This window comes from Candidatus Limnocylindrales bacterium (assembly GCA_035571835.1).
GTDB lineage: Bacteria > Desulfobacterota > Binatia > UBA1149 > CAITLU01 > DATNBU01.
In genome coordinates this window covers 101,670-122,710 of record DATNBU010000002.1, presented here as the reverse complement: position 1 = coordinate 122,710, position 21,041 = coordinate 101,670, and the positions used below count along the sequence as shown (strand labels likewise).

17 protein-coding genes are annotated in these 21,041 nt (G+C 65.7%); 5 read left to right on the top strand and 12 right to left on the bottom strand.

The features are described 5' to 3' along the window. The first annotated feature begins 18 nt into the window (after nt 1-18). Entirely contained in the window at nt 19-837 is an 819-nt protein-coding gene (locus VN634_01130; protein HXC49460.1) for a helix-turn-helix transcriptional regulator, read from the top strand. Nucleotides 838-865: 28 nt separating this feature from the next. On the opposite strand, the gene VN634_01125 is transcribed toward VN634_01130, so the two are convergent. Beyond that, on the bottom strand, nt 866-2,842 hold the full coding sequence (locus tag VN634_01125) for a serine/threonine-protein kinase (protein ID HXC49459.1): 1,977 nt from the start codon (nt 2,840-2,842) through the stop codon (nt 866-868). Between the two features lie 423 nt (nt 2,843-3,265). Between VN634_01125 and VN634_01120 the strand changes: the two genes are divergently transcribed. Next, nucleotides 3,266-4,912, top strand: a complete 1,647-nt coding sequence (locus VN634_01120) for a DUF1329 domain-containing protein (GenBank protein ID HXC49458.1) — start codon at nt 3,266-3,268, stop codon at nt 4,910-4,912. A gap of 9 nt (nt 4,913-4,921) precedes the next feature. Here the strand turns inward: VN634_01120 and VN634_01115 are convergent, their stop codons facing one another. Both VN634_01115 and VN634_01110 read right to left on the bottom strand, forming a co-directional pair. After that, nucleotides 4,922-5,347, bottom strand: coding sequence for an EamA family transporter (locus tag VN634_01115; GenBank protein ID HXC49457.1), 426 nt, complete (start codon nt 5,345-5,347; stop codon nt 4,922-4,924). Nucleotides 5,348-5,365: 18 nt separating this feature from the next. Continuing rightward, entirely contained in the window at nt 5,366-6,265 is a 900-nt protein-coding gene (locus VN634_01110) for a Dyp-type peroxidase (GenBank protein HXC49456.1), read from the bottom strand. 285 nt (nt 6,266-6,550) lie between these two features. On the opposite strand from VN634_01110, the gene VN634_01105 reads away from it, so the two are divergent. Together VN634_01105 and VN634_01100 are read left to right on the top strand one after the other, a co-directional pair. Further along, nucleotides 6,551-9,295, top strand: a complete 2,745-nt coding sequence (locus VN634_01105; GenBank protein ID HXC49455.1) for a hypothetical protein — start codon at nt 6,551-6,553, stop codon at nt 9,293-9,295. Nucleotides 9,296-9,389: 94 nt separating this feature from the next. Next, on the top strand, nt 9,390-10,163 hold the full coding sequence (locus VN634_01100; GenBank protein HXC49454.1) for a hypothetical protein: 774 nt from the start codon (nt 9,390-9,392) through the stop codon (nt 10,161-10,163). Between the two features lie 3 nt (nt 10,164-10,166). On the opposite strand, the gene VN634_01095 is transcribed toward VN634_01100, so the two are convergent. The 4 genes from VN634_01095 to VN634_01080 all read right to left on the bottom strand — a co-directional run bounded on the left by VN634_01095 (nt 10,167) and on the right by VN634_01080 (nt 15,505). Further along, entirely contained in the window at nt 10,167-11,231 is a 1,065-nt protein-coding gene (locus VN634_01095) for a right-handed parallel beta-helix repeat-containing protein (GenBank protein HXC49453.1), read from the bottom strand. Between the two features lie 172 nt (nt 11,232-11,403). After that, nucleotides 11,404-13,905, bottom strand: a complete 2,502-nt coding sequence (locus VN634_01090; protein HXC49452.1) for a sodium-translocating pyrophosphatase — start codon at nt 13,903-13,905, stop codon at nt 11,404-11,406. Between the two features lie 179 nt (nt 13,906-14,084). Then, nucleotides 14,085-14,783, bottom strand: coding sequence for a glutathione S-transferase N-terminal domain-containing protein (locus VN634_01085; protein HXC49451.1), 699 nt, complete (start codon nt 14,781-14,783; stop codon nt 14,085-14,087). Then, complete coding sequence (locus VN634_01080) at nt 14,780-15,505, bottom strand: metalloregulator ArsR/SmtB family transcription factor (GenBank protein ID HXC49450.1); 726 nt, start codon at nt 15,503-15,505, stop codon at nt 14,780-14,782. Before VN634_01080 ends, VN634_01085 begins: the two co-directional genes overlap by 4 nt. 81 nt (nt 15,506-15,586) lie before the next feature. Between VN634_01080 and VN634_01075 the strand changes: the two genes are divergently transcribed. Next, nucleotides 15,587-17,110, top strand: a complete 1,524-nt coding sequence (locus VN634_01075) for an MFS transporter (GenBank protein ID HXC49449.1) — start codon at nt 15,587-15,589, stop codon at nt 17,108-17,110. On the opposite strand, the gene VN634_01070 is transcribed toward VN634_01075, so the two are convergent. From VN634_01070 to VN634_01050, 5 genes are all read right to left on the bottom strand, one after another. Then, nucleotides 16,999-17,532, bottom strand: coding sequence for a hypothetical protein (locus tag VN634_01070; GenBank protein ID HXC49448.1), 534 nt, complete (start codon nt 17,530-17,532; stop codon nt 16,999-17,001). The genes VN634_01075 and VN634_01070 overlap by 112 nt on opposite strands. A 294-nt stretch (nt 17,533-17,826) precedes the next feature. Beyond that, nucleotides 17,827-18,687: a sulfite exporter TauE/SafE family protein gene (locus VN634_01065; protein ID HXC49447.1), complete on the bottom strand. Its 861-nt coding sequence runs from the start codon at nt 18,685-18,687 to the stop codon at nt 17,827-17,829. A 122-nt stretch (nt 18,688-18,809) separates the two neighbouring features. Further along, nucleotides 18,810-19,607, bottom strand: coding sequence for an FxLYD domain-containing protein (locus VN634_01060; protein HXC49446.1), 798 nt, complete (start codon nt 19,605-19,607; stop codon nt 18,810-18,812). Nucleotides 19,608-19,666: 59 nt separating this feature from the next. Next, nucleotides 19,667-20,248, bottom strand: a complete 582-nt coding sequence (locus VN634_01055) for a histidine phosphatase family protein (protein HXC49445.1) — start codon at nt 20,246-20,248, stop codon at nt 19,667-19,669. 126 nt (nt 20,249-20,374) lie between these two features. Further along, nucleotides 20,375-20,911 carry a hypothetical protein gene (locus VN634_01050; protein HXC49444.1) on the bottom strand — a complete coding sequence of 179 codons (537 nt, stop codon included), beginning with the start codon at nt 20,909-20,911 and terminating at the stop codon, nt 20,375-20,377. Between the last annotated feature and the right edge of the window lie 130 nt (nt 20,912-21,041).

The window sequence follows — 21,041 nt, the reverse complement described above, 5'->3', positions numbered from 1 at the left end:
CACGTTAGATTCGCGCGCATGATCACCGAGGCACAGCCCGTCGGAACGATGCTTCGCCAGTGGCGGCAGCGGCGCAGCCGCAGCCAGCTCGATCTCGCGTGCGAGGCCGAGATCTCCACCAAACATCTGAGCTTTCTCGAGACCGGCCGCGCGCAGCCGAGCCGCGAGATGCTGCTTCATCTCGCCGAGCTGCTCGACGTTCCGCTTCGCGAGCGCAACTCGCTGCTGCTTTCGGCGGGCTTTGCGCCGACGTTTCGCGAGCGTTCGCTCGACGATCCTGCGCTTTCGTCGGCGCGGCGGGCCGTCGATCTCGTACTTCAGGGGCACGAGCCGTATCCTGCGATCGCGGTCGATCGTCACTGGACGCTGGTTGCGTCCAACCGCGCCCTCGCGCCGCTTCTGGCCGGCATCACACCGGCGCTCGTCACTCCACCGATCAACGTGCTGCGCCTGAGCCTTCATCCCGGCGGGCTCGCGCCAAGGATCGTCAATCACGCCGAGTGGCGCGAGCATCTGCTGGTCCGGCTTCGCCGCCAGATCGATTCGAGCGCGGACCCGGTGCTGGCGGAGCTGCATCGCGAGCTGGCTGCGTATCCCGTGCCTTCTGATGAAGCAGCGCCTGCGCGAACCTCCGCGCCGCGAAGCGCCGACGGCGGTTACGGAGGCGTCGTGATTCCGCTTCAGCTTCGGACGGCGGCCGGTGTGCTGTCGCTGTTCAGCACGATCACGGTCTTTGGAACGCCGGTCGACATCACGCTGTCGGAGCTCGCGATCGAAGCGTTCTTCCCCGCCGACCAGGCAACAGGCGATGCGTTGAGGCAGGCGGCAGCCGCGTAAGCCGTACTCGAGCCGGCAACGTTGCGCGCTACTGCGCCGTCGACCACGCGACCGCGCACGCGGCCGACGTCGAACCGTAGTTGCGCATAGTCTCGTCGCGGCAGCCGCTGAGCGCAGCGCTTTCGGCTTCCGAACGGCTCGTGCTGCACGCTCCCCACGAGACGCCGAATCCGGTAGCCCTCGCGACTGCGCAGTGTTCGCCGGGCCGGCTCAGCGCAAGCTGTACGCAGGGCTGGCTCGACGTGCGCCCGTTTTCGCAGCTCGCCTTTGCGCATTCGCGTGCACTCGCAGGATCGCTTCGCCAGCAGGCTCCCCACGTTCCGCCGTGGTGATTGCCGTCCGTCGGCTCCGCGAAGACGGCCGCGAACCCGGCCAGCGGCTTCGAACGGTCCTGGGGCTGCACGCGTTCCTGGGAAACGTGATCGAGCGGCTGGAGCGGCTCGACGATCTTCGGCCGGATGCGTCCGGATTGTTCGGTTGCAGTGGGATTCTCGTACGGGGCGCCGGGATAGACGACGCGTCCGTAGCGCTCCGATGCATCGGCCGGGATCTCGGGGTTGCGAACGTCCGCATACGGCGGCTGTGCAGTGATCTCGGCAGAGCCGACGGTTGTCTTCGATCCGCTGCGGGCCGCGTCGGCGGCAACCTGCGCATCGACGTTCTGCTTGTCGAGCGTCGTCGACTTGAGCTCGGCCTTCTGTGCGGCCAGGTCATATCCGTCGCGCGCCATGTCGTAGAGAACCGTGGCGGTCGCGAAGTCGTTCCTTGCGATCGCCGCGTCCGCCTCGGCTTCCTTGCGCTGCGCGGCAAGGTGCAGGTCCGCCGCATAGTACGTGGCTTCGGATTTGGCGGATCCGTATCGCGCCGCCAATGCGCGGTCGCGTGCGGCCTCGGCCGATTCCCGGGTGGCGGCGTCGCGAACGACGGCGGAATCCACGCGAGCAGAAACGCGCGGCGAGGTGCCGGCTGCTGCCTGCGGCGCGGGTGCCGTGCGCGTCTCTTGCGCCGTCCACCACGCAACGGCGAGAGAGAACAATGCAACGGAAGCGAACGCGACCAGCGTCCCGTTCGACCGCTGCCAGCCGCGGAAATCATCGGCCACGCGTCGCGCGGGCTTTTCGTTCGAGTCGAACGACAGTGATGGCGCCGCGCCGAGCTTCCCCGGACTCAGCGCCTGCCGCGCACTGGTTTCCGCGGCGACGAGCCTCGCGAGAACAGTCTCGAGCTCGCTGCGCATCTGGCGCAGATCGGAATAGCGCTCGGACGGCTCGGCCCGCATCGCGCGTTCGACGATGGGCACGAGATCGCCTGGAAGCCCTGGAGCAATCTCGCGCAGAGATCGCGGACGCTCGCTTGCAAGCATCTCGCGCGCAGACGCTCCACCGCTTGCTGCATAGGGCGGCTGCGCGCAAAGCAGCTCGTAGAAGACGGCGCCCAGTGCGTACTGATCCGAGCGTGCATCGACGCGCGCGTGCAGCTGCTCGGGGGCCGTGTACGGCGTGATTGCCGCCGCAAGCTCGTCGGGGCTGTTGGAATCGAACGGCTTGTTCATGCCGAAGTCGCCGAGCTTCACTGTGCCGTCGTCGGGAAGAACGATGTTCGCCGGCCGGATGTCGCCATGCACGAGACCGCGCTGATGCGCATAGTGCAGCGCACCGGCAAGCTGGATCATGATCGAGATTTTCTGCTGGAGCGGGATCGTCGCGGATTCGCGCAGCACCTGGTCGAGGGTCGGCCCTTCCGGCAATTCCATGACCACGTAAGAGCCGTCCTGCTCTTCGCCTACGTCGTGGATGCTGACGAGGTTCGGGTGCCCGAGCGCCGACCACAACCTTGCTTCGCACAGCAGGCGCGCCCGAAGCTCGTCCGCCAGCGCGCGGCCCGTGGAGAAGACTTTGAGCGCAACCGGCCGCTTCAGGCGCAAATCCATTGCGCGGTACACGACGCCTGCAGCGCCGCGGCAGATGGGCTCCACGATTTCGTATTTGTCGATCCGTTCGGACATGCGTCTTTCCTTCGTCGACACCATGGCGACGCTGTTTCGCATGCAGCAAGTCCTTGCATTCGGGTGATCACACACGAGAGGCCGCAACCGCAGGAGATGGCGGCATTGCGATTCACGGCGTCGCGCACAAGCTCAGAGGAAGCGCGACACGATCAGAGCGATCTTCTGCGATCGGCAAAAAAGCGCCGCGATCGGTGCATACACCGATGTGCATAGCCGTGTGCCAACGCGGGGGCTGTTGAAAAATCCCCCAACTGCGTTTGCGTTGGGATGGCTCCAACTCCACAGAGGCATCAACGACCTGGCAGTCGTCATCGCTCCGGCACGTTCACTGCGCGTGCGTTGTTGCAGTGTGCGCGCTGCGAGCTGAGGGGAGCGGGAATGTTAGTAGGTGCAAAGTTTCGTCCGCGTGCGGGGAGTCGCATGCGGACGAGAATCGCTTGTTCGCTCGTAGCCGCATGCGCGGTGGGATTCGCGGGAATCGGGCTGGCCCAGCAGGCGCCGGAAAATCCCGCAAACCACGCACCGACGCGCGCGGATGAACCGGCAGTAGGAAGCCCCGAAGAATACGAAGTGCTTCGGCGACTGCTCGGCGTGCCGGCGCCGGTGCCGGAAGCGCCCGAGATGCCGGCGGCGTCTGCTTCCGAACCGGAAGCGCCCGCGCCGGACGCCGCATCGCACGAGCCCGCGACGGCAGTGAGGAAAAAACCGGCGCTGCCCGTACGAAAGGCAGTGGTCCGGCGCGCGCCGCGGGTCGTCAAACCGGCAGCCGCGGGCTTGCCGCAGATTGCCGAGCCCGCGCTACCTGCCGCGTCGTCTTCCGCAATGAACGCCGCAGCGCCAGCCGTCGTCGTCGCGGCGGCCATCCATGATCCCGAGGCCTTTCCATCTGCGGGCGACGTGGTTCGTGCCGGCGATATCGACCGCTATCAATCGCTGCTCGGTCCGTCGGTGCAGTGGGCGCTGCTTCGAGGCGCGACCCTTCGCGTCACAGCGACGAAGCCGATCCCGATGGAAGACGCGCGTGCCGAGGCAACCCAGCGCTACCACGATCAGGTCACACTGACGCCCGATCGCCGCGACATGCGCAATTTCGTCGCCGGGATTCCGTTTCCTCTCGTGCAGGCCGGCGATCCGGATGCCGCGATCAAGATCGTCTTCAACCAGCAGTCGCGTCTGATCGTCGACGACATGGACGCTCGCAAGATGGGATGCGAGATCGGGACGATCTCGAGCGGCCGCGGCTTCGAACGCGAGCGGACGTTCCAGATCGAGCACTGGAGGCGGCTGTACTATGTCGGCCGGCTTTACCACGAGCCGCGCCCGTCGATGCCGAACATCGAGGGAATCCGCTATCGCGAGCTGCAGTACCCGCTGATCGAGCCGTTCGATCTCAAGGGCGGAGGCTGGAACTTCATTCGCTACACCGACGTCCATCGTCCCGACGACGGCTGGATCTATTATCCGGTCATGCGCCGCGTGCGGCGACTGAGCACCGCGCAGCGGTCGCAGGGCATCTTCGGCCAGGACATGGACCTCGACAGCTACACCGGCTACGCGGGCAACCCCGCGTGGATGGACTGGCGCCTGGTCGGATCGAAGAAAATGCTGGCGTCAATGCATTCCGAGCACGTGCCGGTCCACTGGCAGGCCGCGCCGGCCGATTTCGCGGCGAACGAGCCGTGGGAGATGCGCGACGTCTACGTGCTCGAAGGCCGCTCGCTGCTGCCCGAGTACGCGTTCGCCCGCCGCGTCGTCTACGTCGACAAGGAAAGCTGGCTGGTGCCGTATACCGAGATCTACGACGACCAGGGCAAGCTCTGGAAAGCGCTCCACCAGACATGGGGATTCGGAACCAAGGTGCGCGCCGACGCAGGCGGTCGATCGTTCGAGGAGTTCTATCTGCCCGGCTACGTGATGATCGACATGCAGATCGACCACATCACCCGCTGCGAGCTGCCGCTGCATACAGCCTCCGACGACAAGGGCTGGTACTACAACTACGGCGAGTCCGAAGGCACCGTCGTCAAGGCGTTCGATATCGCGGGGTTCCTCCAGGGAACGCACTGACGGACCGGATCAGCGCCGCAGCAGCAGCAGGCCGGCGATCGCAAGCGCGATGCCGAGCAGCCGCTGCCAGCTTGCCGTTTCGTGAAACACCGCGAACCCGGCGAGCGCCATCATCGCCGCTCCGACCGCGAGGATCACCGGCACCGCCGACAATGGTCCTCCTCGCTGGAACAGCAGGAAGAACGCGACGGTGCCTGCGCCCACGCAGACGCCGGTCAGCATCGAATAACCGACGCCTGGCGCAGTGAATTTCTGGTCCCAGCGTCCGGTGAGCCACAGGAACGCAAGGTAGGCGAGGATCGTCACCGCGGCGGTGGCTTCGACGACGAAGCCGCCGAGACCGTCGCCGATCCGGTCGGCCGCAAGGCGCGTGAAGATCTGATGCGCGCCGTAGAGCACGGCTGCGGCGACGGCGATCGGGAACCACGACGGCACGGCTCGATTTCTCGGCCGTCAGAGCCCGCTGAGGGCCACGCGTCCGTCGACGACCGGCGGACACCAGTAGTACGAACCGGCGAGCGGTTTCGAATACAGGAACACGCCGTCGACGATTCCATCGTCGAGTCCGGCCATACGCCGGAGCTGCCGCTCGAACGCATCGAGCGTTGCGCCGAATGCGACGAACATAAGGCCCTCGCGCGTTTCGTCCGACCACGGCATGGAGCGCCGCACCACGAACGAAGGCGGATCGAAGCTTTCCTGCGCGGTGCGCTTGACGTGTGCGTACTGTGGCGCGTCCGCGATCTCGTCGTTGCTGATGCGCTCGCGTCCGATCACGCAGTCCTGCAACGCCTTGTCCATGGCCGCGAAGCGCACGAGGTCGTGCTGCCAGAGCTGGACTGCAACGAAGCTCGAGCCGGCCGGCGCCGCTCCGTCAACGCGTCCGCCGACGATCGCAGCTTCGGTTGCAGCTTCGGCCTTTGGATTTTCCGTTCCGTCCTCGTAGCCGGTCAGGTCACGGCCGATGTCGTAGCGAAACGCGTCGACGCTGCTCGCAGGATCGAAGGCGGACGACAGCGCCCGTTCGATCGCGCGCGAGCGCAGCAGGATCTCTCCGCGATCCTCGCCGCGTATCCAGATCCACAGCGCGCGCGGCGTCGACGGAATCTCGACGTGTGTGCTTGCGAGCGTCGGAAATTCGCGCAGGCCCGGAATCCGCAGGCCGAGCAGGTCCGCGAGCGACAGTCCGAAGCCGGTCAGCACGGAAACGCCGTCGACGGGTGCTGCAGCCGCGAGGCTCGCCAGCGCAGCGGCCGCTTTCGTGCGCGTCGCGTCCTTTCGTAGCCCGAACTCGAGGTAACGGGCGGCGGCGGGCGGGGGAAGAAGAATGGCGGCCTGCGGATGGGTTGCCATCGCCAACAGCTATCGCGGGTGCGTGGGTGTGCAACACAGCGGCTCCGCGGTGCAACTCGTAAAATGGTTGTAAGTAGTGAATCGGCCAACGCTTATCGCCGTAAGTCATTGAAAATACGATCCAAGTTGTCCCCCTCGGCTGAGATCAAAAACGCACGGCCCCCTTGCTGAGAATACTGTAAGTAAAGTATCGAAGTCGTAGTAGCGCCGCTTCTTGCCGACCGGCGCGTCTCCGGACCCTGCCGTGCGTGCCGGGACGGAAATGAAAGTTGGAGGGACCCGCCCATGCGTACCCAGCGGCTGCTCGCAGTGTTCGCCCTTCTGGCCGTTCTTTCTCCGTCGCCTTCGCACGCGCTGACGTCCGCCGAGATCGGCTGCCGCGACGCGATCGCCGGCGGGCTGACGCGCTATCTCGGCTCGGTCGCCAAGCTCATCGCCAGGTGCAACCAGGCCAGAAGCTCGGGCGACATGTCACTCGACATCAACTGCAACGACGCCGCGCAGGCTGATGCCGGCGGACGGCTCGCGCGCGCGCAGGATACGCTTCGCGAAACCATTGTCGGCACCTGCACGACGGCGAGCTCGCTGCTTGCGAATTATGAGGAGTGCCCTGCGCCCGCGCGCAGCGCCGACGACGGCGGAACGACGACGGGCATCGACGATTTCGGCGAGGTTGCGGCCTGCCTCGCGGCGCTGGCCGATGTTCATGCCGGACAGCTTTACGCAGATTCCGAAGGAAACCCTGACGAGCCACTGCTCGATCCGCTGCGCGTCTGCCAGGGGACTCTCGGAAAGGGCGTCGGTCGCGTCGCGCTGACGTATCTCGGCGAGCGGCGGCGCTGCCAGAACGACGCGGACGAATCCGGCGGCGGCGCGGCATATACGTGCGACGACGACGACCCGAAAGGCCGCATCACCAAAGCGCGCGACCACTATGCAGAGAAAGTCGCCAAGCGCTGCAGCTTCTCTTCGGATGTTCTCGGCAAGCTCGAGGCGTGCTCGGACGACGCCGCACAGCTGGTGAGCTGTTCGCGCTCGAGTGCCGATGTTCACGGCGCGACGCTGATCCGGCTGGCTTACGGATTCTCCGGCGGCAGCGGAGCCACGACCACCACGACGATCCCGTCCTCCGAATGCGGGGACACGTTCCCGACCTGCAACGGCACATGCAGCGAAGGATCGACGTGCGTGTCGCTCGGCTCTTCGTGCAACTGCGTCGCCGACGGCACCGGCCCGTGCCAGCCTGCGACGATCATCCGCTCGATTCACGCACGCTACGGCAACTTCCCGTCGCATACCTCGCTGAGCACCGGATGGTCCGGAAAGGCACTCGACGTCGACGTGCCCGATCACACCGGCGACACCGTCAACGTGACCTGCGACGAGAACTGCGAGAACTGCGAGATCGATCTGAACACCGATACGGCAAATCCCGCATCGATCTGCCGCTGCACGGCCGATTCGACCAAGAACTGCTCGGTCGTCAACGGCTCCGATCCGGCCAACTGCGGCTCGGTCGACCCGACCTGCCGATGTTATTTCGGTGCGCCGCTCGCGCTGTCGTCGGGCGGGACTCCGGCGTGCGTGATCAGCCGCATCCGCCAGGACTACGGCGGCACGATGAACCTGCGGACCGGAGAATGGCACGACCAGATCCGGCTCGCGTCGGTGGTCCATCTCGGCATTTCGCAGACCGCGCCGTGTCCGACCTGCGAGGGCGACATCAAGCCGAACGACGGCGTGCGCGACGGAGTGTGCGCGGGCGGCGTGAGCAGCAACGCGTGCGACGAGAACGGCGCGCACGCAACGTTCGGTCCGACGAGCTTCGACTGCATGCCCGCGTCGGCGGCCAACGTCAGCGGCACCGGGCTTCTGATCGAGCTCAACGCATCGACCGGGCCGCAAAGTCTTACCGCTACTCTTCCGTGCCAGACGCCGAACGGCGCGCTGTGTCCGTGCCGCGTCTGCACCGGCAACGGCAACCTCGGCTGCTCGTCGGACGCGCAATGCGCGGCGTCGGGTGCCGGCACCTGCAGCGACGGCGGCGGGGCAGGCGTCAACCTGAACGCCTGCGAGAACTTCCAGTGCGGCTCCGACGGTCACTGCGTGACGGGGCCGGTCGACAAGTACTGCGACGGCGTCGTGCATCCCGACAACCGCGGTTTCATCGCGTGCTCGAGCGACGCGGATTGCACGCCTTACCAGGCTGGGTCGTGCACGATCATTGATATCCGGCGATGCTTCCCGGATCCGATCACGACCAGCGGCGTTGCGGATCCGTTCGAACCGTCGAGCTCGGCGCTGTTCTGCATCGCCCCGACGTCGAACGCCGGCGTGAACATCACCGGCGGACTGCCGGGCCCGGGCAAATACATCCTCAGTTTCAACGCGGACATCCGCTGCCAGAGCAATCCGAATCTCGTCTACGAGTTCCCCGCCGGCGCGAACTGCGACGACAACGCGACCACCACGACGACGCTGCTGCCGCTCGCGTCGTGCCAGGAGTCGGATGCGCCGCTGTGCGGCGGGGTATGTCCGAACGGCGAGACGTGCGGAGACAACGGTTCGGGAGTCTGCGAATGCACCGCTCCGCCGATCCCGCTCTGCGACGACGCGACCTCGCCGGTCTGCGGCGGCCGCTGCACCGGAACGAGCGAGGTCTGCCGCGACAACGGCGCGGGCGCCTGCGAATGCGTGATCCCGACGCTGCCGCAATGCACGGACGCGGACGGTCCGCTGTGCGGCGGCGTCTGCCCGAACGGCGAGGTCTGCCAGGACGTCGGTGGTGCGTGCGAGTGCGGTGCACCGGGCGCGCCGGCATGCGGAACGGCCGTTGCGCCCGCGTGCGGAGGAACGTGCGACGTCGGATCGACGTGCATGGCAAGCGGCAATTCGTGCATCTGCGTGTCGGCGGGGCTGCCGACATGTGCGCAGGCATCTGCACCGGCGTGCGGCGGCACCTGTTCGCTCGGCTCGACGTGCCAGGCGAGCGGCGGCGGGTGCCAGTGCGTGGTGCTGCCGCTGCCGTAAGGTTTGCGTCACCGGGCCGAATGGTTTGAATCCCGATCGCCGGTCACCGCTGCAGGAATCCATCCTGCGGCGCGTGACGGCGAAAAGGATTTCCATGCGACGAGCAGCCCTACTTGCCCTGTGCCCGTTGATGTTCGCGATGGCGTGCGCCGCCGGGAAGCCGGACGCACCGGCCGCGCGCAGCACGTGGCTCGATGCCGGCGCAATCGTCGCGGCGCCCGACCGAAGTGAAGCCGATCGCGCGCTCGACGCCGGCCGCAAGCCCGTCCAGCTGCTCGCTTTCCTGAACCTGCATCCCGGGATGCGCGTCGCCGACCTGATGTCGGGCGGCGGATATACCGCAGAGCTGCTCGCGCGCAGCGTCGGACCGACCGGCGTCGTCTACAGCCAGAACAACGCTTTCGTCACCAAAAAATTTGCCGCCAAGCCGTGGAGCGAGCGGCTTCGCAAGCGGGTCATGAAGAACGTGGTCCGGGTCGACCGCGAGCTCGAGGATCCGCTTCCACCGGAGGCGACCAATCTCGATGCCGTCGTGATGGTGCTCTTCTACCACGACACCGTCTGGCAGAACGTCGATCGCGACGCGATGAATCGCGCGATCTTCAACGCGCTCAAGCCGGGCGGCCAGTACGTCATTGTCGACCACAGCGGCCGCCCGGGAACCGGAACGAGCGAGACCGAGACCCTCCACCGGATCGAAGAGAAAGTCGTGCGCGACGAAGTCGAGCGGGCCGGTTTCCGGCTGGCGGCAGAAGCAGATTTTCTCCGTAACCCGAACGATACGATGGACTGGAACGACTCGCCGACGGCTGCCGGCAAGCGTCGCGGCACGAGCGACCGGTTCGTGCTCCGCTTCGTGCGTCCGTAAAGGTCAGTCGAGCGAGCAAACCCCGAAGCCGGCGCCGTCCGTGCACCAGTTGGAGCTCGTTCCGCACGTGCTTCCGGCGACTCTCAGCGCGTCGCACGAAGAGAGGTCCGCGCAGTACGTCTGGTCGCCCGCGGCGCAGTTGCCGGAGACGTCCGTTCCGGTGACGACGAAGCTGCGGCCGTACGAACGAAGCCCGCTGTCGCCGTTACCGGTCACGGTCGAATCGGCAATCTTCAGTTTGGACGTGTGATGGTCGCCAGATCCACCAACGAAGACACCGTCGCCGGTGTTGCCGGTGATCTGTGAGTTGCGGATTCGCGTCGGCCCGCTGGTCACGATTCCGCCGCCGTCGCCATTGTCCTGGATGACGCACTCGTCCATGCGAAGCCGCACGGAGGAGACACCTTCGAAGCTGCCGGAGACGACCGTTCCCCGCATGTCGATGCGGTTGTCGGAGCTGATTCCGCGACCATTGTCGGTGACGGTCGAATCGACGACGTTGCACTGCGCCTTGCCGCCGGAAATTCCGTTGTTGCACGCCACGCCGCGCGAAACATTGCCCGATATGGTCGAATGAACGACGTCGACGAAGATGCCGCGCAAGCCCGATCCATTTCCTGTCACGGTGACGTCCGTTGCCGTCAGGGAGCGCAGCGTGATTGCGGCTGCGGTGGTATTCTCGCGCAATTCGACGTTCTCCAGCGTCATGTCCTCCCAGGCATCGACGCCGATGTAACCCTGGCGAATGACGCCTGGTCCGATGATCGTACAGTCGTAGACGCACTTGATCACGGGAGTTTTATTGTCGGGGTCCGTCGTCCGCTTGCCGGTGATCGTGTGGCCGTTGAGATGGAGAGTCCCGTTCACGATCAGGAACCCGAGGTAGTCGTATCCATACTCGGAACAGTCGAGGTCGGCATCGAGCTTGTAATTGCCCTGGACGGTCTCTCCGCACCGCGTGACCGTAGCGATGGACCAGGCCGGGGAAGCCATCAGAAGCGCCCCCATCGTGAGCACGGCCGTCACGAGTGAATTGCCAGCCGGAAGCGAGCGGGAAGAATTGCTCAAGGTGCCCTCCAAAGAAGCGCCGCATCCATAGCTGGCCGCCCGTGACTACGTCAAGAATGATCGTGAATCGGACTGCACCGGACGCGTTGAAGCGAAGGTGACTGCCGGACAGGGAAGGCCGCCGGAGTTTCCTCCGGCGGCCTTCTTTTCGAGCAGAATCGTGCGAACGCGTTCAGCTCGACGTCAGCGACTTCTCGATGCGCATTCCGTAGAACGAGCGGTGCACGAAGAATGCCGAGATGACGAAGAACGCCGCTGCGAGCAGCGCCGTCAGCGTCGGGTTCGTGTGGTGAAGCTCGACCGCGAGCTCGACCGCGAGCAGGCCGAACAGCGTCGTGAACTTGATGACGGGGTTGAGCGCGACCGACGACGTGTCCTTGAACGGATCGCCGACGGTGTCGCCGACGACGCACGCGTCGTGCAACGGCGTGCCCTTCATCTTCAGATCCACTTCGACGACCTTCTTCGCGTTGTCCCACGCGCCGCCGGCATTGGCCATGAAGATCGCCTGGTAGAGACCGAAGATCGCGATGGAGATCAGGTAGCCGATGAAGAAGAACGGCTCGACGCACGCGAACGACAGAGTCGCGAAGAAGATCGCGAGGAAGATGTTGAACATTCCCTTCTGTGCGTACAGCGTGCAGATCTCCACGACGCGGCGGCTGTCGGCCACCGACGCTTTGGTCGTATCCAGCTTGATGTTGTCCTTGATGAATTCGACGGCGCGGTAGGCGCCGACCGCGACGGCCTGCATCGACGCTCCGGTGAACCAGAAGATCATCGCGCCGCCGGTGACGAGGCCGAGCAGGAACGGGGCGTGCAGGATCGAGATCTTCGCGATATCCGCCGCCGAGGTCAGCCCCTGCGTCAGCACGAAGATGATCGAGAAAATCATCGTCGTTGCACCGACGACGGCGGTGCCGATCAGCACCGGCTTGGCCGTTGCCTTGAACGTGTTGCCGGCGCCGTCGTTCTCCTCGAGGAACAGCTTGCCCTTCTCGAAGTTCGGCGTGAAGCCGAAGTCCCTCTGAAGCTCCTTCTCGATGCCGGGGATCTCCTCGATCTGCGACAGCTCGTAGACCGACTGCGCATTGTCGGTAACCGGTCCGTAGCTGTCGACGGCGATGGTGACGGGGCCCATGCCGAGGAATCCGAATGCCACGAGGCCGAACGCGAAGATCGCCGACGGGTCGAGCGAGCTGCCCGGGATCGGGAACAGCGCGATCAGGCCCTGCGTGCTGACGCCGTAGGCGATGCCCATCAGGCCGACGATCACGATGCCCATCCAGTACGCGCTGAAGTTACCGGCGACGAGTCCGCTGATGATGTTCAGCGACGCGCCGCCTTCGCGCGAGCTCTGCACGACTTCGGCCACGTGCGCCGAATTGGTCGACGTGAAGACCTTGACGACTTCGGGAATGACCGCGCCGGCGAGAGTGCCGCAGCTGATGATCGTGGAGAGCTTCCACCACAGCGTCGGGTTCACGACGCCGCCGATCTGGATGTCGCTGATCAGGAGATAGGAGACGAGGTAGGTAAGGACGATCGACACGATCGAAGTGAGCCAGACGAGGAACGTCAGCGGCTGCTCGTAGTCCATCTCGTTGGCATTCTCGTAGCGGCTCTTCGCGATGGCGCCGTTGGCCATGTACGAGAGCCAGCTCGCTCCGACCATCATGATGCGCATCGAGAAGATCCAGACCAGCAGCTGCACCTGGATGCGGGAGGCTTCCGCGGCCGGATGGCCGCCCGTTGCCAGCAGGATGAACGTGATCAGCGCGACGCCGGTGACGCCGTAGGTCTCGAAGCCGTCGGCCGACGGGCCGACCGAGTCGCCGGCGTTGTCGCCCGTGCAGTCGGCGATCACGCCGGGGTTGCGGGCGTCGTCTTCCTTGATCTTGAGCACGATCTTCATCAGGTCGGCGCCGATGTCGGCGATCTTCGTGAAGATGCCGCCGGCGATACGAAGGGCCGACGCGCCGAGCGACTCGCCGATGGCGAATCCGATGAAGCACGGGCCGGCGAGGTCACCGGGAATGAACAGAAGGATCGCGAGCATGATCAGCAGCTCGACCGAGATCAGCACGAGGCCGATCGACATGCCGGCGCGCAGCGGGATCGCGTAGGTCGGGAACGGCTTTCCGCCGAGGCTCGCGAACGCCGTGCGCGAGTTGGCGAACGTGTTGACGCGAATGCCGAACCACGCCACGCCGTAGCTTCCGCCGATGCCGACGAAGCTGAACAGCAGGATGATGAGCACGCGCAGCGGCGTCATCGAGGCGTCCTTCACGAGGAAGCCGAAGTACAGGACGATGACTGCGCCGATGAAGATCTCGAGCACCAGGATGAACTTGCCCTGCGTGATCAGGTACTGCTTGCAGGTCTCGTAGATGAGGTCGGAGATCTCGAGCATCGACTTGTGGACCGGAAGGTTCCGCAGCGTGCGATATTCGGAGAGTCCAAAGAGCAGCCCGAGTGCACAGACCACCAGGCCCCACATCAGGATCGAAGCTCCGCTGGTGCTGCCGCCGAAGAACAGCGGTGCAGAGAACGACGGGAGCTTCAGGCTGGCTTCGCTGGCGAAGGCCGGGGCAGCGCCGCAGCAGGCGAGAAATACGGCGGCGGCGAGCAGGGCTTTGCCCCAACCGGCGCGCCCTTGGAGGGTGCGTGTCATTACGTCCATATCTTGTAGAGGTCCTCTCCGAGGATAGTGTGTTCGGGATCGAAACCGGGGTTCTATAGCAGGCCTTTTCGGCGAGTCGAACGGCACCGGCGGGCACGCTCGCCGGCCATCTGCCGGTCTGCCCGGGGCTTTTGCCGATGACGGACGCCTTCCGACGCCGGCTGGCGGCCCTATGAACGGAAGGCGTAGGTCTTTTCCAGGTACTCGCAGATATCCGCCGACTCGAACATCTCGGCTCCGGTATTGGGGTCGTACAGGTAAGGCACCATCATCTCGCCCGAGCGCTCGACGAACGCTTTTCGTCCCACGCTTCCCTTGGCGACGTTGTGCAGAACGTATGCGAGCTCGAGCTCGCACAGCCTTTCACGGACGAGGCGGCAGTACGGCGAAGCCTCGAAGCTCCACAGCTCGAGCGGCTCGGCCGGCGGCTGCGAGCGGCGGTAGATGCGGCCGGCGGTGACTCGTACCGCCGACGCGATTCCGGACGAGATGTCGGTCACGAGCGGCGTCGACAGCGCCCACGGGACGTTGCTGTCTCCGTACGTCGCGTAGAGGTAGCCGACGATGATTTCCGACTCGTAGGTTTCGCGGCCGGTGTTGGGATCGACGAGGAACGGAAACTGGCTTTTGCCGCCGCGCGCGACAACCCGCGGCCGGAAGCGAGGGCCGCCTTGCGGGCACGGATAGATCATCGCATCGAGGTCGAGGATCGACAGGGCTTCGCGGACCTTGCGGCAGTAAGGGCAGCTTTCGAACTCGTAGAGCTCGAGCAGCTTTTCCGGCCTTTTGCCCGCGCCGGCGACGGCCATGCCGCTGCCCGCACGGACGATGCTCGCAATGTACGAGGTCGCTACATCGTATGCTCTCATGCTGGACCTTCCTTCGAACCGCCGGCGCGGCCGGTTGATGCCGGACCGCCGGATCCGCCGGCCGTTTGCGGCTCTGGATCGCGCGTCGCCTTTTCGATTCGATACGCGCAGCGCCTTGCGCCGGCAAGGAGATGGTCGACGCGCTCGACCGACACGTCTCTGCCGAGCACCTCACGGAAAATCTCGAGCTCGTCCCGGCAGAAGCCCTGGCAGACGGCGGCAGCGGCGCAGATAGGACAGTGATTCTCGACGAGCAGCCACCCGCTCTGCTCGCAAGACCATTCGGCCATGTAGCCCTCGTCCTTGCGGATCGCGGCGAGCGCCTCGACGCGCGCCTGGATCGGCGCATCCGCACCGGGCATGCGCTCACGGTAACTGTCGCGCTGCTGACGGCTGCGCTCGCCGACCAGGCGGTCGAGCCCTTCCTCTCCGAACGTCGAACGCACTGCCCGGAGCAGCTCGACCGTCAGCTCGCTGTGCGAATCGGGAAACATCCGCGCTGCGGCCGGCAGCAGCGACCAGATGCGCGACGGACGGCCGACCTTCCGGCGCTCGTCGGTGAACGAGATCATTCCTTCGCCGGCAAGCGTCTGAAGATGAAGGCGTACGGCCATCGGGGTCACGCCGAGCCGGTGGGCGAGCTGGGTCGCAGTCTGCGGCCCCCTGGTCTTCAGATGAAAGAGAACCCTGTCACGGGCCGAGGTCAGGGCGGCTGCGTCCATCGCCCGACAATAGTCGGCGGAAAACATTTAGCAAGATAAACCTTGACTATATATCGTAAGCCGCTAGCGTCGCGTTCACGCATGGATTCCGGCGGCGAAAGAGACGGTGGCCGAGCGGCCGGCGTCTGGGACCGAAGTCACCGGCGTCTGACCGTCGGTCTTCTGCTCGTCGTGTCGCTGACCGCGTTCGAAGCTCTCGCGGTCGCAACCGTGCTGCCGGCAACGGCCACGGACCTCGCCGGCGGTGATCTCGGCTGGTACGGCTGGGTCTTCAGCGGGTTCATGCTGGCCAACCTTGTCGGCATTCCTGCCGCAGGCGCGTTCTCGGATCGCTTCGGTGCAACCGGACCGTTTCTCGGCGGGTGCGCGCTGTTTGCCGGCGGCCTCGTGTTCTCCGGTGCTTCGTGGTCGATGCCGGCACTGATCGCCGGGCGCGTCGCGCAGGGGCTCGGAGCAGGCGCCCTCTCCTCGGTTGCCTACGTCGCGGTCGCGCGCGGCTACGATTCGCGAGACCAGCCTCGCATGCTCGCGCTTCTCGCCAGCGCATGGGTGCTGCCGGGACTTCTCGGGCCGTCGATCGCCGCGGCTATTGCGACGCATTTCGGCTGGCGGGCCGTGTTCTTCTCGATCGTTCCGCTGACGCTCGTCGGGGCGGTGCTGGCGACCGGCGGTCTGGCGAGCCTTGCAGGATCCGGAGATTCTCCGGACGACTCATCTTCAGGACGAACGAGCTCCGGGCGAACGAGCCGACGGCAGATCGCACTGGCAGTTCGACTCGCGCTCGGATGTGGCCTGGTGCTCGCGGCACCATCGCTGTCGCAGCCGGCGGCGGCCGCTGCCGCGTTCATCGCGGGTGCGTGCGTTGCAGGCCCTGCGCTTCGCCGCCTGGTTCCCGCGGGCACGCTATCGGCCGCACCCGGTGCGCCGGCTGCGCTTGCCGCCAAGGCGCTCATCACGTTCGCGTTTTTCGGCACGGAGGCATTCCTGCCGCTCGCACTGACGATCGTTCGAGGCGAGTCGATCGCACTTGCCGGACTGGTGCTGACCACCGGAACGATGGCGTGGACGACCGGCGCGTGGATTCAAGAACGGCTGGTGCTTCGCGTGAGCGGAATCGCCATCGTGCGAACTGGAATGATCCTGCTGTCGGCGGCGATTGTCGGTGCGGCGGGCGTTCTCGTCTCACCGTGGCCGGTGGTGCTTGCTGGCTTGAGCTGGGCGACGGCAGGGCTCGGCATCGGCCTGTGTTACTCGTCCGCCACGCTCATGGTGTTCGAGCGCACGCCGAAGGGCGAAGAAGGCGAAGCGGCGGCTGCACTGCAGCTTGCGAACGTGCTGGGCGTCGCGCTCGGTACCGGCGCCGGTGGTGCGGCGGTTTCTGTGCTCATGGCGCGCGGATGTTCGCATACGGCCGCGATCGCAGCAGCGGATGTTCTCATGCTCGTCGCTGCGATCGCGGGTCTTTTTGCGTCCGCGCGAATCGGCGTTGCCGATCAGTCCTCGTCCTCTTCCGACTCGAAGCCGGTGACGGCAAACCAGTCTTTTTCGTCACCGGGCATCACGAACACCACCGGCGCGACGCACGGATTCGGCAGCTCGACCTGACCATTGATGTCGCCGTCGCCCTGGGTGGTGGCCGGAAAACCGTCGGTCATCACGAGCACGCGCTTCAAGGCATTGCCGGCCTCGGTGATGCAGCTGACGCCGGCTCGGAACTCGGCCGCGTCGTTGGTGCCGCGCAGATTGATCGGAACGGACGGGTCGTCGGCGAAGACGAGACCGCGCACGGCGATCGTAACGTGACCGGAAGTATCGACGCTGCCGACTGCGGATTCGATTTCCCACGGAAGATCGTCGCCGACGAGACCGCGAAGTTTGTGGTGCACGAATGGACCGTCCACTCCGTACATCGTGTCGAAAGCGATGAGCGTGGATGCCGTCGTCTGCGCGTCCGCCTGGTGCGCAAGGAGCGGACCGAGCATCGATGCGAGTGCCACGACGGCCGATACGAACAGCTCTCTGATCATGATCGTCTCCTTTGTGTTCGCCTTTGGATAACCAGTTCAGGTTTCGGGGACGCATCGGCGATGCGTTCTCAGCGACGAGCACAGACTACTCAGACGACGGTAGTGCGACTGCGATGCGAACAGCCAGTGGGTTTTGCCGACGTCGGGGTGCGACGCAGGAAGTTTACACGCGAGCGAGGGGACGGTTCCCCCATATAACCCGCGTTATTTACGTCACTCAAAATGTCACTGCGATCGGACGGTGCGCTGCAATCGCATCTTTTGAGGACGCTCGTGCGCGCATGCGCATGACCCTCAGACGGATCGAGCAGCTGCTGCGGAACGCAGCATCGAGATCGCCGTGAAGATGACGACGACAACGACGAGCCATTTGATCGTTTCGAGCGGGAGCGATTTGACGATCAGTCCGGCGATCAGCACCGCCGGCGTGCCGCCGAGCGCAAGGCCGAGCGCCGCACGCCGGTCGTAGCGCCCACTGCGGATGAAGCGTGCCGATGCGGCCGGCATCAGGAATGCGCATGAGCCCATCATGATCGGGAACGCCGTGCGCGCGTTCATGCCAAGCAGGGAAACGAGAATCATGCACGGCGCATAAAGCCCGATTCCGAGCGTCATGAGCGCGCCGAGCACGAAATTGCCGAGCACGCCTGCAACGAGCGGCGCTCCGGCGAGGCCGAGCGCTTCACCGCCGGATGGCACCTCGCCGGTCTGCCGCAGGACCATGATCGCCGCTGCCACGAGCAGCAGCGATCCCATTCCGATCTGGATCCTGCGCCGCGGCCAGCGCGTGACGACTCCGGCGCCGAGCCATGCTCCCGCGACGGCAGCAGCGATCATCGCGATGAGCGTGGTCATGTCGACGTCGACGACGGCGATGAAAATGAATGCTTCGGCAAACGTGGGGATCGCGTGTCCGACGTTGAGCGTGCCCGGAATCTCGGCGTCGTCGACGAGGCCGCTCCCGCGATACAGCGACGTCGTGATTGCGAACGAGCCGATCCCGAGCGTATCGAGAAAATCGGTGACGAAGCCGATCGCGAGTTGCATCCGGTTCGGCAGGGCCGCAGTGAATCCGCGCTCGTGCCGATACCAGAGCGCGGCAAAGCCGACCGTACATGCTCCGAGCAGGAGAAAAAGGATGCTTTTCGCGATCATCGCAATCGGCTCGCCAGTCTTGTGCGACGCCGGTCGCTTCGGCGCCCCGGTGCGTGCCCGCCGGCCGCGAGCCCTATGCGACTCGCACAGCCGGAGCCAGAGGGGCGCGTGTGCGCACGCGCTCAGTACACGCGCGCGACGGACACGCGCGTGCGTTCGAACGCCGGCAGCTCGTCCGACAGGAAGATCATCCGAAACGTGTCGGTGGCTCCGCCGGCGATCGGGACGACGTCGTCGCCGCGGACCGCCACCGGCGCCGCCAGCGCCTCGGCCGAACGGTTGAAGCCTTCGTCGCGATAGACCACGCGACCATCCGCGCCGACCAGCTCGAAGCGGAGCACGACGTGATCGACGGCGGCGGCCGCGACGTTCTCGATCGTGCCGCTGATCACGAAGAGGCCCGGCGGCTCCGCTCCGACGCTCGTCACGCGCGTCTGCATCAGCGTGCATCCGAATCCGGTCCGATAGTCGTGCGACTCGGCCACGCGCACGTCGCTGACGGGACGGTTCGGCTCGGGCTCTGCGATCGCCGGCATTCGCCACAGTGACGTGTCCGGATGCGCGCGTATCCATTCCTTCCAGCTCGTCGTGTGCTGTTCGGCGTTGACGCCCGGCCGCGCAGCCACGTGCGCTCCGCTTGCATCGAATGCGATGTCCAGCCCGCCGCCGCCGGCCGCGTCGTGTACGAGGGGACCGGCGTGCTCCAGATCGGCAATCGCATAGGCGCGTGGTTCGTCCGCCACGACGATGCCGAAGACCCTGTCGTCGGGCTCGAGACGCCCGTCGAACAGCAGCGCGGCGGCGCCTCTTGCGGTGTGCACGGTTTGCTTCGGATCGGCATGCGTCGCCGCCGGCACCAGCGTGAACGCCAGCATCGATACGGTGGCGATCGCAAGAACAGCTCGCGACGGGCCAGTCACAGGCCGAGCGTATCCCCTCGCTGCACGGCTGACGAGCACGAAGGAAAAAACACGGGTGACTAGTCCGGCAGCTTGCCGGTGTCGTTCCAGAGCCGGATCGCCGCCGTCTCGCGTTCCCATCCGAGCACGGAAATGGCGGCGGTCTCGAGCCTGAGGTGGCGGGCCTGGACGAGCGGCAGCCCGATCCATCGGGCGGCGAGCACACGCGAGAAATGGCCATGGCAGAACGCGAGCGTGCGCCCCTCGACACGGCGAATGCCGGCAATCGTGCGGTCGGCACGCGAAGCGACCTGCTCGCGCGATTCGCCGCCGCGTGGACCGTGCGTCCAGATCGTCCATCCCGGGCGGGTCTCGCGTATCGCGGCGGTCGTCACGCCTTCGTCCTCGCCGTAGTTCCATTCGGCGAGCTCGGCGAGGATCTCCGCGCGTTCGCCGAATCCGGCGAGCGAGCAGGTCTCGCGTGCGCGCGCGAGGGGACTTGTAACGACGCGTGCGAACTCGATGCCGCCGAGCCGTCTGCCGGCGGCCTCGGCCGCAGCGCGGCCATTTTCCGTGAGTGGAAGGTCGGTGGTGCCCGTGTGACGGCCGGCGATGCTCCACGCAGTCTCACCGTGACGCACGAGCCAGAGCTCGGCTGGCATGAGAACTGACTACTACGTGCACGATGCAGAAAAACCGGAAGTCCGGTTTCTCCACGAACGGCGTTGTCGGATCGGACAGGAGTGGCGCGCCCGGCCGGATTGCCGGGCGCGCCCAGGAAAATCGGATCAGGCCGTTTTCCGCTGCGAGACGCCGGCTTCTCCGGTGTAGGAGATGTCGTGCGCCCCGGCGCGCGTGAAGACTTCCTTCGCGCGGTCGATCTCTTCACTGGTCTCGGCGTGGACCGAGATCAGGATGTTGCCTTCCTTGATCTTGCCTTCGTACTGCTTGGCTTCGTACTCGGGAATGCCGAGACCGACGAGAGCTCCGGTGAGTCCGCCGACCGCCGCACCGAGGGCTGCGCCGCCGAGAGCGGCCATGATCGGTCCCGCTGCGATGAACGGACCGACGCCCGGGATGGCGAGTGATCCGATGCCGACCAGCCAGCCGAGGCCGCCGCCGAGGATGCCACCCGTGCCGGCACCGGTTGCTGCGCCTTCGGGAGCCTTGGTGTGCTGCTCATGCGCGAAATCGCGCGTCCCGCTGCGATCCGGGAACAACACCGAAATGTCGTTTCCCGAAAAACCCGCGAGTCGAAGATCGTTCGCGATGCGCTCCGCCTGACCTGCATTCGATGCGATACAAAATACTGCTTTCTTCGCCATGATACTTTCTCCTATTTCATCCTCGCCCTCGCGGGCTGCGGAATTTTGATCCTCGCCCTTGCGGGCTGCGGACTCGCTCACTCCGTCCTTTGGACGAGTGCATTCCGTCCATTCGGACGGGGTCGTGGAG